The 15,099-nt window shown below is 64.6% G+C and carries 14 protein-coding genes and 1 tRNA gene; 7 read left to right on the plus strand and 8 right to left on the minus strand.

Features of this window, described 5'->3' with window-relative positions; all coding sequences use genetic code 11:
- Positions 1–145 precede the first annotated feature (145 nt).
- Positions 146–784 carry an alkyl hydroperoxide reductase subunit F family protein gene (locus tag LJ656_RS21510; RefSeq protein WP_230511382.1) on the plus strand — a complete coding sequence of 213 codons (639 nt, stop codon included), beginning with the start codon at positions 146–148 and terminating at the stop codon, positions 782–784.
- A 65-nt stretch (positions 785–849) separates the two neighbouring features.
- Positions 850–926, plus strand: a tRNA-Gln gene (locus tag LJ656_RS21515).
- 89 nt (positions 927–1,015) lie between these two features.
- On the opposite strand, the gene LJ656_RS21520 is transcribed toward LJ656_RS21515, so the two are convergent.
- The 3 genes from LJ656_RS21520 to LJ656_RS21530 all read right to left on the minus strand — a co-directional run bounded on the left by LJ656_RS21520 (position 1,016) and on the right by LJ656_RS21530 (position 3,796).
- Positions 1,016–1,582, minus strand: coding sequence for a hypothetical protein (locus tag LJ656_RS21520; RefSeq protein WP_230511383.1), 567 nt, complete (start codon positions 1,580–1,582; stop codon positions 1,016–1,018).
- On the minus strand, positions 1,572–2,291 hold the full coding sequence (locus LJ656_RS21525; protein WP_230511384.1) for a hypothetical protein: 720 nt from the start codon (positions 2,289–2,291) through the stop codon (positions 1,572–1,574). The genes LJ656_RS21520 and LJ656_RS21525 overlap by 11 nt, the downstream gene beginning before the upstream one ends.
- A gap of 158 nt (positions 2,292–2,449) precedes the next feature.
- Positions 2,450–3,796, minus strand: coding sequence for a PQQ-dependent sugar dehydrogenase (locus LJ656_RS21530; RefSeq protein WP_230511385.1), 1,347 nt, complete (start codon positions 3,794–3,796; stop codon positions 2,450–2,452).
- A gap of 320 nt (positions 3,797–4,116) precedes the next feature.
- On the opposite strand from LJ656_RS21530, the gene LJ656_RS21535 reads away from it, so the two are divergent.
- Positions 4,117–4,434: a hypothetical protein gene (locus LJ656_RS21535; protein ID WP_230511386.1), complete on the plus strand. Its 318-nt coding sequence runs from the start codon at positions 4,117–4,119 to the stop codon at positions 4,432–4,434.
- A 186-nt stretch (positions 4,435–4,620) separates the two neighbouring features.
- On the opposite strand, the gene LJ656_RS21540 is transcribed toward LJ656_RS21535, so the two are convergent.
- Together LJ656_RS21540 and LJ656_RS21545 are read right to left on the minus strand one after the other, a co-directional pair.
- A complete protein-coding gene (locus LJ656_RS21540) occupies positions 4,621–5,922 on the minus strand; it encodes a YncE family protein (RefSeq protein WP_230511387.1) in 1,302 nt (433 codons plus the stop codon).
- A gap of 898 nt (positions 5,923–6,820) precedes the next feature.
- Positions 6,821–7,156, minus strand: coding sequence for a DUF2628 domain-containing protein (locus LJ656_RS21545; protein ID WP_230511388.1), 336 nt, complete (start codon positions 7,154–7,156; stop codon positions 6,821–6,823).
- Between the two features lie 255 nt (positions 7,157–7,411).
- Between LJ656_RS21545 and LJ656_RS21550 the strand changes: the two genes are divergently transcribed.
- The 3 genes from LJ656_RS21550 (at position 7,412) to LJ656_RS21560 (ending at position 9,285) form a co-directional block, all read left to right on the plus strand.
- Complete coding sequence (locus tag LJ656_RS21550; RefSeq protein WP_230511389.1) at positions 7,412–7,732, plus strand: thioredoxin family protein; 321 nt, start codon at positions 7,412–7,414, stop codon at positions 7,730–7,732.
- 12 nt (positions 7,733–7,744) lie between these two features.
- Entirely contained in the window at positions 7,745–8,164 is a 420-nt protein-coding gene (locus tag LJ656_RS21555; protein ID WP_230511390.1) for a secondary thiamine-phosphate synthase enzyme YjbQ, read from the plus strand.
- Positions 8,165–8,265: 101 nt separating this feature from the next.
- Positions 8,266–9,285, plus strand: a complete 1,020-nt coding sequence (locus LJ656_RS21560) for a class I fructose-bisphosphate aldolase (protein WP_230511391.1) — start codon at positions 8,266–8,268, stop codon at positions 9,283–9,285.
- Positions 9,286–9,290: 5 nt separating this feature from the next.
- On the opposite strand, the gene LJ656_RS21565 is transcribed toward LJ656_RS21560, so the two are convergent.
- The 3 genes from LJ656_RS21565 to LJ656_RS21575 all read right to left on the minus strand — a co-directional run bounded on the left by LJ656_RS21565 (position 9,291) and on the right by LJ656_RS21575 (position 13,120).
- Positions 9,291–10,307: an alpha/beta hydrolase gene (locus LJ656_RS21565; RefSeq protein ID WP_230511392.1), complete on the minus strand. Its 1,017-nt coding sequence runs from the start codon at positions 10,305–10,307 to the stop codon at positions 9,291–9,293.
- Between the two features lie 245 nt (positions 10,308–10,552).
- A complete protein-coding gene (locus LJ656_RS21570; RefSeq protein ID WP_230511711.1) occupies positions 10,553–10,840 on the minus strand; it encodes a hypothetical protein in 288 nt (95 codons plus the stop codon).
- A 135-nt stretch (positions 10,841–10,975) separates the two neighbouring features.
- Positions 10,976–13,120, minus strand: a complete 2,145-nt coding sequence (locus LJ656_RS21575) for a hybrid sensor histidine kinase/response regulator (RefSeq protein ID WP_425605982.1) — start codon at positions 13,118–13,120, stop codon at positions 10,976–10,978.
- Positions 13,121–13,429: 309 nt separating this feature from the next.
- Here LJ656_RS21575 and LJ656_RS21580 point away from each other — a divergent pair, with 309 nt between their 5' ends.
- Positions 13,430–15,091 (plus strand): FAD-dependent oxidoreductase, encoded by a 1,662-nt coding sequence (locus tag LJ656_RS21580; RefSeq protein ID WP_230511396.1) that lies wholly within the window; start codon positions 13,430–13,432, stop codon positions 15,089–15,091.
- Positions 15,092–15,099: the final 8 nt, after the last annotated feature.

Consider the following 15,099-nt stretch of genomic DNA (forward strand, 5'->3'; position numbering starts at 1 on the left):
GGATCGCTGCTGCGCTGCGGCACACACGAGGCTCGCACGACGCTCGCGTCGATGCGCGCGCTAGCGCGCCATTTTTCGTCCGCAGTTCTTTCAGTTCCTCGCACTTCGACATATAACCTTGTGCAGGGCCCTCGGGGGATCGACCATGCTAAGCATCAGTGTCAGGTCACAGCTGCGCACGTACCTGCAAAACCTGCGCAAACCGGTCGAATTAGTCGTGTCCCCAAGCGATGGTCCGGCATCGGACGAGATGCGGCTGATGCTGAACGAAATCGCGTCGTTGTCGGAGCTGGTGACGGTCGTCGACGAGCCGCACAACGGCGAGCGCAGGCCGTCATTCGCGATCAGGCAGGCGGGCGCGAAACCCTCCATTCAATTTGCCGCGACGCCGACCGGGCGCGAGTTTTCGTCGCTGGTTCTCGCGATCCTCCAGGTTGGCGGGCATCCGGTCGTCGCCGACCGGACCACCATCGAACAGATTCGAACGCTGGAACGCGACTACCATTTCGAAACCTATATTTCGCTATCGTGCGCAAGCTGTGTGGACGTCGTGCAGGCGCTGAACATGATGGCCGTGATCAATCCGCGGATTCGCACCACCACGATCGACGGCGGAATTTTTCGCAGCGAGGTACTGGCGCGCGATATCAGCGTCGTGCCGACGATCTACATGAATGGCGAAATGTTTGGCGAGGGACGCAGCAGCTTTGCCGAACTCGGCGCGAGACTTCAGGACATTGAAATGAGCATGAAGGCGGCGTTGCATGCGGCGGGCAGACCGTAGCCATTAAATTTTTCGCGCGACCCCTTGCACTTTTCCAATCCTTTGGTAGGATTGCGCCCCTACGTAGGGGAGTCGCCAAGTTGGTTAAGGCACCGGATTTTGATTCCGGCATTCGAAGGTTCGAGTCCTTCTTCCCCTGCCACCCCTCTTTCGCATGCGCTGAATCGATCCGACTCGATTCGGCGCATCAGTTTTTCTAGCCGGGATTTCATTCGCCTGGACGCTCCCGGTTCAGTTCTCGAACTTATTCTCACGCAGTTTCCCCCTTGATTTTTTATTGTCGCCGCAGCGCGCGTGATCGACTCGCGAAGCTCGCGCGTGGGTCGTCATGCGCACTGCGTCGGCACCCACGGTGTTCATTGGATCAGTTGTCGTCGCTTCTTGGCGGCAGATGCTCATGAGGCACGGGTTCGGCTGCGTCGGCGTCGGGGAAATCGGCCGGGGCGGGATTTTGCTGGCCTTTCGGAAGCGGTTGGCCAGTCGCGCCGGCGGGTTTTTGCGCGCGGTCGGCAGAGCTGCCGCCCGGCTCAGCGGATGGGTTCGAAGGCATGATGGGCTCCTGCGCTGATGACTGCGGGTTCTCTCATGATAGGTCGCGTGGTCGATTTCAGTGATACGAGCGGCATCCCCGCGCGAATAATTTAACCGGCAAACCTTACCGCCACGCGTGTCGAAAAGCTCTTCGATCAGCAGGCGATTGGTAATGCCGGCGTGCGAGGCTGGCTGCTCAATGCCGGGGCTCGATATCTGTTCTGAATGGGCCCAGCCGTCGCGGACTCCCGCACGACTATTGCGCACGACACCAACGCCCCGACTCGGGACACACGCCGACCGGCCCGCCATTGAACCAGAGCTGTTCGTCCTCGGGCGCAACGCAGTTCGATGCGGCGACATCGAACACAGTGCGCAGCGACTGCGCGACCCGCGCCTCTTCAATCGAAAGCTCCCAGGTCAGAAACACCTGAATGCGATTCCGATCGGCTGCGAAGTCGGCTTCGTTGAAAACGCTCGCGCCGCGCGGCACGACGCCATGAGGTTGACACGGATCGAACAGGATCACCGTGCCGCGAGTCAGCGGCACGCGAACGCCGCTAGCCGGGAAAAACACATCCAGCCCGTTGTCCTCGCTCAGAAACAGATTGCAGAACGCCGCGCCGCCATACTGGTCGCCGTCATGGTGATACCGCGCGCCTCGACAGGCCATGAGTGCGACGTCACTCGCGGCAAGTACGTGCGGGATGCCCAGAGCGTCCGTCCAATCGGCCACGGCCCGCACGCAACGCATGTAGTCCGGCCAGCGCATCCGCGCGCGCGCCAGAGGCAACATGTCGACGTCGCCCGGCTCCAGCACGATGTTCGATGCGATCTCGCGGTCCCAATCGGCTCGCAGACGAATAGGCGGCGCCGGTATGTCGACCACGCCTGACAACACGATGTCGCTCACGCTCCGGCTGCGAAGCGTCTCGCCGCTATGAAACCAGCAGATCAGTGTTTTGTGCACGTGCATATACAGCCCACGCGGATTCGCCGCGCAGAAACGAAGTAAGAGGGTCTCGCCGCGCCGCAGTCTACTACGAGGCGCGCGCGCTGAAGTTTCTGTTTCCGATGCGGATTGCGCCGCAACAACTGATGCGCCGCAAGCGCGGCAGCCGGTTCAGGTCCGCGTCATTTTGGTTCGAAGGCGCTGTCCGCAGACTTGCCGTCGTTACGCGGCGTGATTCGCCAGACAGCATTACCGACGTCGTCAGCCACCAGCAGCGCTCCGTGCGCGTCGAGTGCGACGCCGACGGGACGACCCACGGCGTGGCCGTCTGCGGTCAGAAAGCCGCTCAGGAAGTCTTCAGGTAGGCCAGCGGGTCGGCCGGCGACGAATGGCACGAAAACGACTTTGTAGCCGGCCCGCGGCTTACGGTTCCATGATCCGTGCTGGCCCACGAACGCACCCCCGCGATAACGGGGAGGAAACAGCGTCCGGTCGTAGAACACCAGACCGAGCGAAGCCGTGTGATTGCCGAGTGCGTAGTCCGGCGCGATAGCTTGCGCGACCAGGTCGGGGCGTTGCGGTTTGACGCGGGTGTCGATGTGCTGACCGTAGTAGCTGTATGGAAAACCGTAGAACGCCCCGTCTTTTACAGGCGTCATGTAATCCGGCACGAGGTTGTTGCCGAGATCGTCGCGCTCGTTAACGGCTACCCACAAGGCGCCGCTGTCCGGTTGCCACGACAGCCCGTTGGGATTGCGCAACCCGGTCGCATACGGCCGCAAACGGCCGGTGTCCACGTCGAATTCGAGAATCCGCGCCCGGCCCTCTTCCGCGTCGACGCCGTTCTCCGCTGCGTTGCTGTTCGAGCCGACCGTGATGTAAAGGTGCTTGCCCGAACGATCGGCGACGATATTTTTGGTCCAGTGATGGTTGATCGGGCCGGCCGGCAAATCGGCCACCTTGACGCCGGGGCTCGTGATCTCGGTTGCACCCGTCACATAGTCGAAGCGCAGCAGCGCGTCGGTATCGGCGACATAGAGTTGGTTTTTGATCAGCGCCATGCCGAACGGCGAGTGCACGTGCTGCAGAAAGACGGTCCGGGTCGTCGCGACTCCGCTGTCGTTCACGTCGCGCAACAGCACGATGCGGTCAGGGCTCGGCACACCCGCTCCCGCGCGCTTCATCACCTGCTTTCTGATCCAGCCGGACAGGCCGCTGCCTTCATCGTGTTCCTTCGGCGCGTCGGCTTCGGCTACCAGTACATCCCCATTGGGCAGCGTGTAAAGCCAGCGCGGGTGCTGAAGGCCACCGGCAAACTGCGTGACGAGAAAGCCGGCGGGAGCGGTGGGCGTGAAGCCGTCGGGGGCCCCCTGAACGGGCGCGATGTTGACCATCGGAAGTAACGACGATTGCGCGGGCGGGATCGCGGGCGACGCGCCCCAGCCCGCATCGGCTGGACCTGATGGTCCGACTGCGCAGGCGGCCAGCGGCACGACCATTAAAACAGCGAGGCGATTGACCAGGCGCATGTTTTCAGCCCAATTGGAACGATGCGCCAGGACGGATTTCTCCGTTCGGTGACCCGGCGGCTTGTCACGCTTTCAAAGGCCGGCCGTAGAGCGGTCCATACGGCTCGGTAACTGTCCGCGCATCCGCAAGCCGCATGCCACATTCACCGTCCGGCTCACTGCTGCGCTCCCAACGTCTCACGTCTGCATGCGGGCACGGCCGTTGCGCGATGACGAGCGCGCAAAGACGGCTGTGGATCCGAGCGAACCGTGCCGGCTACTGGCGATGTCGTGCGCGAGCAGGAATAAACGTGGTGTTCTAAATATCGAGGGAGGCAACCATGAAGACGATCAAGCGAGTTGTACTGGCAACTCTGATGCTCGCGGCTGTCGGTACAGCATTCGCGCAAGGCGCCGGCGGAGGCGGAGGCGCGGGAGGTGGCGGGGGCACTAGCGTCGGTGCCGGCGGCGGCGGGGTCAACGGTGCAAACGGTGCCGGCCAGGGCGGGGCTGGGATGAGCGCGCCCAATATGGGCAACAACGCGGGAGCGACCTCTTCTTCAAAAAGCTCGCATACGACGACCGCGCCCACCGGCAAGCCGCAGAAAAACTCGCAGGCGAAAGGCGCGTCCGACACGGCGGCATCCAGCGCGCAGTAAGCAGCCTTCGGCATGAGCCGTCGTGCGCTCGCGATCCACGCGGGCGCACGACGGCGGCGGCCTGCCCGTATCGGGACCGTCGCCTCCGCGTATGCAAGGTCAAGTCAGGCCTTCTGACCAAAATCGCGGCACTACTCGATCACCGCAGGTGGTGATTTATCGCGATGATCGAAGTTTTGCCGAGCCTCACTTCGCGGCGAATACCGACACCCCGCCATTGACGAACCCGTTTGCCGCGCAAGCTGGACAGCCCGCCGGCGACGTCGCTGACGAGTATGGAACGAAGATGAGTCCGGTCGCGGGGTCGACTGCAACCGAATGCGCGTTATTGCCCGTGTTCAGGCGCGCAACGACAGTGCGGGTGCCGGCGTCAACGATAGTCAACACAGGCGTGCATGGAGATGCAGCCGAACAGGCGCCGTTCGTCGACGCATTGCCGGAAGACGTCCACCGGCTCGCCGCGTTGTAGTAGCGGTTGGTGGGCGGATCATATTCGAGTTGATCGCCGCCGCCTGCGTTCAGTGACGTCAGAAGTGCGCCGTTCGAACGGTTGAAAATCTGCATCAGCAAGGGCGCGCCCGTCGTCCCTTCCCTGCACCCGACCGCAATATCGTTTCCGGGTCCGAGTGCCAGCCCGGTCGGATCACAATTGCCTTCGGGATACATCGCGACGCCCGCGAGGGTCGTGTAGTTCTGCGTGCCACCGCTCGGTATCGCGCGAATGGACGCCCCGGGCAACTTCACCAGTTCACCATGAGGATTCGCGGTGCTGCCGTCGACGTTTACATAAAAGTTATCGCTGGCGGGATCGTACCGGCACGCTTCGAGGCCCGCGGTGGGCTGCCCAGCGCTGTCGGTGAACGTCACTTTGGCGACGATGGTCTGGGTGGTCGTGTTGATGAACGTGGCGAACGGGGGCGTCTCTTCGGGGCTCGAGATCATAAAGATGCCGTGCGTGGGATCCAGACAACCTTCGTCCGCGCGCACGCCCGTCGTGCTGACCGTAATTTTGCTTTTCACGACGCCAGAAGCAGGATCGACTATCTTCACAGAGTTCACGTCGCCCACGTAGATCAGATTGCCGACGGGGGTCGCGCCGTCCGGCCCGGACTGTGAGCTGGGCCCGGGGCCAAGCCCCGTGAACGCGAGGGGACCGCTTCCCTGGATGGCCTTGACGAAGCTGTTCGACGGTATGTCGATTTCATCGAGAGAGGCGTTATTTCTGTCGGTGAAATAGTATCGACTACCCAGGACAGTGCCGATATCGAATGAGAAGTTGACGCCTGCCGCGACGTTTGGCACGGCGATGTCCGATACATGATGCGGCCCGCTCGTGCTGAGATTATCTCCACCACCACAACCTGCAATCGCGAGAACCGCAGACGTCGCCAATGCGTTCTTCCACCCGTATCTGGACATCACACACCTCCCATCATCGTCGTCGGAATAGACCTGTCTGAAGCGCGTGCCGGAAGAAATAATGGACACTGCTATAGCTTAGGCATTTCGTTAAGCAGTGCTCCTCATCGTTTTCCCAGGGGGTAGGTGTCGTGCCTTCAGATTTCCATAAGATTGCGTGACCGATCTATGCAAAGACGCAGCGCATTGATGACGTGCGTTGCTGAAAACAAAACGCGGTCATTGGATGCGCATCCGCGGGCAGCGGAAGCTAGCGCAAGCGCTGTTCCCGGCCGATCCATTGCGCAGATGCCGGCGCAGTCCAGTGTGAAGTGGTGGAGGCGACGGGCCGCGCATGGACCTTAAGGCACGCCGTCGAAGTTATGGCCTTCGCGCCGGCACGTTTGCGGGCGCGCCTCGATTGTCTGGCTGTGGCCGGGCCCCTGAACTGTCTGCCGCACGATTTTGACGCGCACTCTCGTCGCCCGAGGCGTTCTTCTTCGTCGGCGCGCTTTGTGGCGCTGCACGATTCAAGGTTTGCACCTGCAGCAGCTTTAAAAGCTTGGTGTTTGTTTCCGCATTACTTGTAGCAGCCAGGCCGCATCCGCAAACCAGTCCCGCTGTCAGGGCCCATTTAAGCATGGTCATTGCTGTCTCCCTCGGCTTACCTGGAAGCGGTCGTACGAATTTCGCCTCCTATCGGTTAGAGAGAACCGAACGGGACTTTGTTCGACCTCGGCGCGCGCAAGGGCAAATATTTGAGTTGGGCTGAGACTGCGCGGTATGGGCGAAGCGTGAACTGCGCATATGGGGAGTGAGCGCCTTTTGAGGCGCATACATCTTATGTATGAGCAGATCGGTGGATCGCTATCAGCCATTGAGATAAGTTTTCTTATCATAAGGTATCAATTTTCTCAGCAAACTCACGCTACTGAAATCACGCCGACGCACACGATAACGGCGGCGATCGTCACCCCCCTGCACCGCGTTACGAATGCCCGGCCTCGCGGCGCCCCGGCAGGTTTTCATCGACCACCCGATACCCCTGCTGCTCCAACGTCCACCGATGCCACCGGTTCCCATACACCCCGCACCCGACGGCAAACAGAACAGAGAGCAAAAACCCGATCAGATCCGCGGCTTCGCCCCACAAACCGATCCCGAGAAAAATCACATTGATGCCGAGCATCACGAACGCGGCGAACCACATCCGTTTCGATAGCGCCCAGATAAAACCGAGCAGACAAGCGCCCCAACTAAACCCTGTCGCGACCGCGACGGCCTGCTGCCGGTGTGGATGTTGCAAATAGATCGGTGCGCCCATTTTTCTCGCCGGATTCCTTTCGATAGTGTCAGGCGCCGGTTCAGCGCCCGAAGCGCTTTTTAACACGCGACTGCGTCACGCCGATGAGCGTGCGGTACCTCACGATACCTCGCGATACCGCCGTCCCCCGTCCATGACGACCCGCAGCATAGCTGCTACCCTTGCTGAATATTCAGGCGCGCAAGGCGGTGCAAGCAGCCTCGGCGACCGTACGCACGCGCCATCCACGCAAACTCGACCCGCACCGGAGCCCGCATGGCCACCGTCACCCCGTATTCGTCCACCTCCCCCACCCGCGCCGAACTCGACGCGCTGCCCGGCGTCACCGTCGTCGAATTCGGCGCGAACTGGTGCGGCATCTGTCAGGGCGCGCAGGCATCGATTGCCAAGGCGCTCGCGCCGCACACTGCCGTGCGGCACCTGAAAATCGAGGACGGTCCCGGCCGCCCGCTCGGCCGCTCGTTCAAGGTCAAGCTATGGCCGACGCTGGTGCTGATGCGCGACGGCGCCGAAGTCGCGCGCGTGGTCCGGCCGACGCGCGCGGAAGATATCGAGGACGCATTCGCTTCGCTCTGACTCGCACCCATCATGCGCCAGGCTATCCATCATCTGAGCGTTCAGGCCCGTACCCGGGGCTTCGTCGAATTTACCGGCGAGGTCCGCCGTTTCGTCGCCGAACAGGGCATCCGTACCGGCCTGCTGACGCTGTTCTGCCGTCATACGTCGGCGTCGCTATTGATCCAGGAGAACGCCGATCCATCGGTGCGGCGCGATCTCGAACGTTACTTCGCGACGCTCGCGCCCGAAGATGCCACACGCTACGAACACGACACCGAAGGCCCCGACGACATGCCCGCCCATCTGCGCACCGCGCTCACTCAGGTGCAGTTGTCGGTGCCGGTCGAACATGGGCGGATGGTGCTCGGCACCTGGCAGGGGCTGTATCTGTTCGAGCATCGTCAGCACCCGCAGCCGCGCGATATCGTGCTGCATCTGCTCGGTGAATAAATCCGTCACACGCATTGCCCGAAGGAACCCGCCACCGACTTTTCACCGCACACCGGTCCCGGCCGAACCGCGCCGGAGCCGATCGAAAGGGAGCACGACTCATGGACACCCGTAGCGAGCTGCAAGCCACCGTCGACGCAATGGTTCAACCCGGCAAGGGTCTTCTTGCCGCCGACGAGAGCGGCCCGACCATCGCCAAACGCTTCAAGACGATCGGCCTCGAATCGACCGACGAACATCGCCGCGCGTACCGGAACCTGCTGCTCTCCACGCCGGGGCTCGGCGAGTTCATCAGCGGCGTGATCCTCTACGAGGAAACGCTCGGCCAGAAAGCCGACGACGGCACGCCGTTCCCGCAACTGGCCGCCGCCAACGGCGTGGTGCCCGGTATCAAGGTCGATCTCGGCAAGGTGCCGCTCGCGCTGTCGCCCGGCGACGAAATCACCGAAGGGCTCGACGGGCTCGCGAAACGCTTCGTCGACTACAAGCGGCAAGGCGCGCGCTTCGCGAAATGGCGCGCGGTCTACAACATCAGCGCGACCCTGCCGAGCCGCGCGGCGATCGAGGCCAACGCGGAATCGCTTGCGCGCTACGCGGCGATCTGTCAGGAAGCCGGGATCGTGCCGATCGTCGAGCCCGAGGTGCTGATGGACGGCGACCACACGATCGGCCGCTGCGCGGAAGTGACCGAGGCGGTGTTGCACGAGGTCTTTCATGCGCTGCACCGGCATCGCGTGGTGCTCGAACACATGCTGCTCAAACCGAGCATGGTGCTGGCCGGCGCCGAGCACCAGCAGCAGTCGAGCACCGCGGAGATCGCCGCGGCCACCGTGCGGGTGCTCAAGCGTACGGTGCCGGCGGCGGTGCCCGGCATCGTGTTTCTGTCCGGCGGGCAGTCGCCGGAGGAAGCGACCGCGAATCTCGACGCGATGAACCGGCTCGGCGCGCTGCCGTGGAATCTGAGCTTCTCGTATGGACGCGCGTTGCAGGAGCCGCCATTGAATGCGTGGCGCGGTCAGGCGGCCAACGTCAAGGAGGCGCAGCAGGCACTGCTCAAGCGCGCCCGGCTCAATGGCGCGGCCGCCCTCGGCAAATACGACGCGTCGATGGAGAAAGACTGACCAGGTCACCTCTGCCCGAACACCGCCCGCTGCGCCGCCGCGACAAACGCCTGCGCATCGCGGGCCGCCTGCACGGCCGCCGTCAGCCCGAAAAACTCGTGCGTCGCGCCCTGATAGTTGCGATGCTCGACCGCGGCGCCGGCCTCGCGCAGTTTCATCGCCAGCGTCTCGCCGTCCGAGCGCAGCGGATCGATGCCGGCCGTCACGATCGCGGTCGGCGGCAGACCCGCGAGGTTCGCGCTCGCGACATCGAGTAACGGGCTCGTCAGATCGGACTCGCTATTGATCAGGTTCTGCATGAACCACAGCATCATCGCCTTGTTCAGCGGCTTCGCGTTGCGGTTCTCCTCGTAGGAGAGCGACACGATGTTGTTGGTCGCGACCGGATGGATCAGCGCCTGATGGACCGGCAGCGCCACACCGCTGTCGCGCGCGCGGATCGACACGTTCAGCGCCAGATTGCCGCCCGCGCTTTCGCCCATTACCGCGAGTCGGGCGGGATCGCCCCCGAGGCTCGTCGCGTCGTCGATCAACCAGCACCACGCGGCGAACGCATCGTCGTGCGCGGCCGGCAGCCGATGCTCGGGCGCCTGCCGGTAATGCGCAGACACGACGATCGCGCGGCTGCGCGCGGCCATCGCGCGCGGGGTCTCGTCGTAGCTGTCGAGGTCGCCGAGCACCCAGCCGCCGCCGTGGAAATACAGCACGAGCGGAAACGGTCCGTCCCCCTGGGGCACATACACGCGAGCCGGATTGGCGCCGGCCGCGCCGGGAATCACGATGTCCTCGCTGCTGACCGCATCGAGTTCTTGCCGCATCTGCGCGCTCGAGCCGGACTCGTTCGTCAGGTGCCCGGCCGCATCGGCAAGCGTCGGCTGTTCCCGTGCTTCGGATACCGAACATTCTTCGATCGGCTTCGGGTTCAGCCGCGCGAACGCATCGAGCACGGCTTTCATGTCGGCATCGGCGTGGCCGCTGGGGTCCATGCCGATCATGCCCTTCACGGTATCGACGAGGGTCATCGGGGCGCTCCTCGAGGCGACCGCGCACGGTCGCCGGAAAAAGGAAGCACGGACCCATCGGAGGCTTTCGAATCGCGCGGCGCTCGACAGCCATGCATATCGGCGCGTTCAGCAAGCGCTATACCTGGCGATGCGCACAGAAAAGCGGTTACCGCGCGCGCCGATCGTCTCGATCCACGCGTCGCCGCAACCGCCTGTCATCTGCAGCGGTTGACCTTGCGCGCCGCGTCAGCCCAGCGCGACCCCTACTGCCCCTTCGTATCGCTGCTCGCGTCCGCGCCCGGCATGTTGGTGGTATCGGTGGCCGGCTTGGTGGTTTTCGAGTGCTTCTTCGCGTGGTGTTTGCTCTGATGGCTCATGCCGCCCGCCGCCGCCGCGCCGGCATCGCCGCCCTCGCGTGACGAGGTCGCGGTATTGCTGTTCGGGTCGTTGCCGGCCGGGCCGCCGCCTCCTCCGCCGCCGGCGCCCTGCGCGAGCGCTAGCGACGAAGCGGCGAGCCAACTGGAAACGAGCACTGCGTGTCTGATCTTCACGATCGTCATGTCGATTCTCCTGGGTGTCGAAAGTATCGAAAGGACGCCGGCACGCGAGGGCCGCGTGCGCTTATCCCCCAGCGACGATTCAGCAAGGGCCGTGCCGCGCGTGCGGCGCGGTGCACGCAGTCGAGGTCACGGCTCGCACGCGACCAGCGCGTGCAGTTCGTCGATATTGAACGGCTTCGCGAGAATCGCGATGCCGAGCCGCCGCGCGCGTTCGAGTTCGTCCGCGTAGCCGGTCATCAGCGCGATCTTCTGCGACGGCCACGCGCTGCGCACTTTCTCGGCGAGGTCGATGCCGTTCAGCTTGCCCGGCATCTGGATATCGGACAGCACCAGCTCGAAGCGTGCGCCCCCGTTCAGCACGTCGAAGGCCTGATCCGCGGTCGGTTCGTGGCGCACCTCGCAGCCGAAGGTTTCGAGCACCGCGGCTACGCCGGCCGCGACGTCCTCGTTGTCCTCGACCAGCAGCACCGCGCTGTTCGGCGTCGCGACCGCGTGCGGCGCCTCGACGCTCGCACTCGCGCCGCGCGGGATATGACGCGGCAGGAACAGCCGCACCGTGGTGCCACTGCCCGGCACGCTGTCGATCTTCGCGGTGCCGCCGGCCTGCTCGCACATCGACAGCACCTGGGCGAGTCCCAGCCCGGTGCCCGAGCCGCGCAGCTTGGTCGTAAACAGCGGCTCGAACGCGCGCCGCGCGACCGCCTCGGGCATTCCCTCGCCGTCGTCGGAACAGGCGATCAGCACGTATTCGCCGTCCGGCAGCAGCGTATCGCTGCTGACCAGCCGGTTGTTCTGGCAGCGGATCACGAAGTGGCCGCCGCGCGGCATCGCATCGCGCGCATTCATCGCGATGTTCATGATTGCGAATTCGAGGTCGGTGGGGTCCGCCAGCACCTGCCACAGATGCTCCGCAATCCTCAGCGACAGCTCGACCTTGTCGCCGAGCGCCGCGCCGAGCAGCGGCGCGGCCGCCGGCAGCCAGCGCGACAGATCGACCGGCTCCTGCTTGAGCGGCTGCTTGCGCGCGACGCTCAGCAACTGGCGCGTCAGCGTTTCGGCCGAGGTGGTGGCGCGCTCGACCGCGAGCACTTCTTTTTCCAGATTGTTGTAATGCTTCAGGCGCGCGAGTTCGGTATTGGCCGACACCACCATCAGCAGATTGTTGAAGTCGTGCGCGACGTTCGCGACCAGGTTGCCGAGCGCGCCCATGCGCTGCAACTGCCGGCTCGACGCCTCGGCCGACAGCCGCATCGCGACCTCGCCCTGCCAGCGCTCCCACGCGCGCCGCTCCGCTTCGAGCTGGCGCAGCGAGTAAAACACCAGCAGCCAGATCGCGATGCACGGCACCGCGGTCAAGCCGGCGATCATCAGAAAATGGCTGCGCCAGCCGGCGACGATCGACGAAATCGCGTACGCGCTCATCACATAGAGCGGATAGTCGCCGACGCGGCGAAACGCGAGCAGCCGCTCGATGCCGTCGACGCTCGACTTCAGCCGCACGTGGCCGAACAGCTGTTTGTCGCGCATCGCGGCGGTAAACGCGCTGTTCGCCGCCGGTCGCGCGCCCTGCGGCCAGGCCGGATAGCGCACTAGCAGACTGCCGTCCTGGCGATACAGCGCGAGCGTAAGCGACGGATCCTGATTGGTCAGATCGCGATAAAAGCGCGCAAAGTACTCGTTGCGCAGCGCGACGCTGACTACGCCGAGAAACTGGCCGTCCGCGCCCGAGCGGCCGGTGGTAGTCGTGAACACATCGGTTTTCGAGAGCGGCCCGAACATCGGCAGCGAAAAATAGGGCTGCGGCCGCACCGCCTTCGCGGCGAGAAAATCTTCGCGCTGCGCGATCGAAATCGTCGGCGCGGGATAAGTGAGGCTCGACGCGAGCAGATCGCCGTTCGCGCCGAGCAGCCCGATCGACGCCACCTGTGGGAAATCACCGCCGATCTCGCGCAGACGAGCGTGCAGTTCGCCCTCGCGCGCGCGGATCTGCGCGTCGTCGGCATTGCCGAGCAGATCGATGATGCGCGAGGCCATCTGGCGGTTCAGGTCGAGCACCTTGACCGCCTGCTCGTCGGCGACCCGCGCGAGCCGGTCGATCATGTCGTTCGCGTCGGCGATCCGGCGCTGGTAGTCGAAATAGCCGTAGCCGGCGAGGCAGGCCAACGGAAATACGATCGACACTGCCAGCACGATGAGCAGCATCCGGCGCGTCGCGGCGAAATTGCGCGACGGCATCGGTAAATCGACTGCGACTCGTTCTGCACGCTGCACGGTCCTGCACTCCATCAAATTGCTTACGATCGGGAACGTTCTGCCGGCAACTTCGCGTCCGGCTGTTCGCTCGCTAATTCATTTATCTCGAAATTTACCCCACATCCGCCGATGTTCCCAAGCGGCTCGGCACCCGCCAACGCGCGTCGCCGCCGCGGCCCGAGCCGGCGCGGGTCGGGCTTTTCCGGGCACAACGATTGCTGCCGCATTGCTGCTTCATTGTTGCTGCGTCGCAGCCCCAGCCCGAGTCCCCGCCTGCCGCCGCAGCGCGGCGCCGGCGGCCGGTTTTTCCGCCCGTGAGGAATCTCCATGTCCACGACTGCCCGCCGTGTCGCCCGGCTCTCGCAACTGCGCACGGACCGTGCCGAACGTGTCGAAGTCGACGGCACGCCGATCCTGCTGGTGCGCGAGGGCGACACCGTGCACGCGTATTCGGCCGACTGTCCGCACGCGGGCGGCCCGCTCGAACAAGGTGCGCTGTGCCACGGCCGCATCATCTGTCCGTGGCACAAGGGCACGTTCGACGTCGCGACCGGCGCCGTGCTGGAGCCGCCGCCGCTGCTGCCGCTCGACCGTTATCCGGTGACGCTGGATGGCGACGACGTGCTGGTCTGCGCGCAGAAACTGACGTCTCGGCAAGCGGACGTAGAGACGAACGCGAACGCGAACGCTGACGCGCACACCGACGCGAGCGCACAGGCGCCAGCCGGCGAGACCCCGCACTTCGTCGTGATCGGCGCGGGCGCGGCCGGCGCCGCCGCGTGCGCGGCGTTGCGCGAATGCGGCTTCGCGGGCCGCATCACGTTGATCGGCGACGAACCGCACGCGCCCTACGATCGCACGTCGCTGAGCAAATTCGTGCCGTCGTTCGAGATGGCGCCCGCCGACGTGCCGCCGCTGCTGCCGCCCGACTGGCTGCAGGCGCACGGGATCGAGCGACTGGTCGCGAAGGTCGCGCGCCTCGACGTGCCGGCGCGCACGATTCATTTCGACGTCGGCGCGGCATCTCCGGCGCAAGCGATCGAACCGCTGAAATACGACACCGCGCTGCTCGCCACCGGCAGCGTGCCGAAGGTGCCCGAGATTGCCGGCCGCGATCTCGGCGGCGTGCACGTGCTGCGCCACCTCGACGACGCGGCCGCCCTGATCGACGCGCTCGGCGACGACGCGACGCAGACCCGCGTCGCGATTCTCGGCAGCAGTTTTATCGGCCTCGAAGTCGCGTCCGCGTTGCGCAAGCACGGCGTGCCGGTCACCGTGATTTCGCCCGACAAGGTGCCGTTCGCGAAGCAGTTCGGCGAACGCGCGGGCCAGATGTTTCGCGCGCTGCACGAAAGCAATGGCGTGCAGTTCCGCCTCGGCACCAAGGTCGTTTCGCTCGAAGGCGACGAGGGCAACGTGCATGCGGTGATGCTCGAAGGCGGCGAGCACGTCGACGCCGACCTCGTGCTGCTCGGCACCGGGGTTGCGCCGGCAACCGGATTCGTCGACGGACTGCCGTTGCAGAAGGACGGCGGGATCGTCGTCAATGCGGGGATGCACGCCGCGTGCGGGCTCTACGCGGCCGGCGATATCGCGGTGTTCTCGCTGCACGAGAATCAGGAACCGGTGCGCATCGAGCACTGGCGCGTCGCGCAGCAGCATGCGCGGATCGCCGCGCAGAACATGTGCGGCGCGCGCAATCGCTACAACGACGTGCCGTTTTTCTGGACTTATCACTACGGCAAGAACTTCGAATATCTCGGCCATGCGAGCGAGTGGGACGAGATCGTCGTCGACGGCGATCTCGACCGGCACAGCTTCATCGCGCTGTACGTGCGCGACGGCAATGTCGACGCGGTGCTCGCGTGCGAGCGCGAAGCGTTGACCGCGCGTTTGAGCGACGCGATGCGCGGCGGCCTGTCGCGCGCCGATGCGCTGGCGATGATCGGCGAGCATGCGCGGCAGGCGTCGCCAGCGGCCGGGACGTGACGCCGCAA

The sequence above is a fragment of the Paraburkholderia sejongensis genome (genome assembly GCF_020880815.1).
Lineage (GTDB): Bacteria > Pseudomonadota > Gammaproteobacteria > Burkholderiales > Burkholderiaceae > Paraburkholderia > Paraburkholderia sejongensis.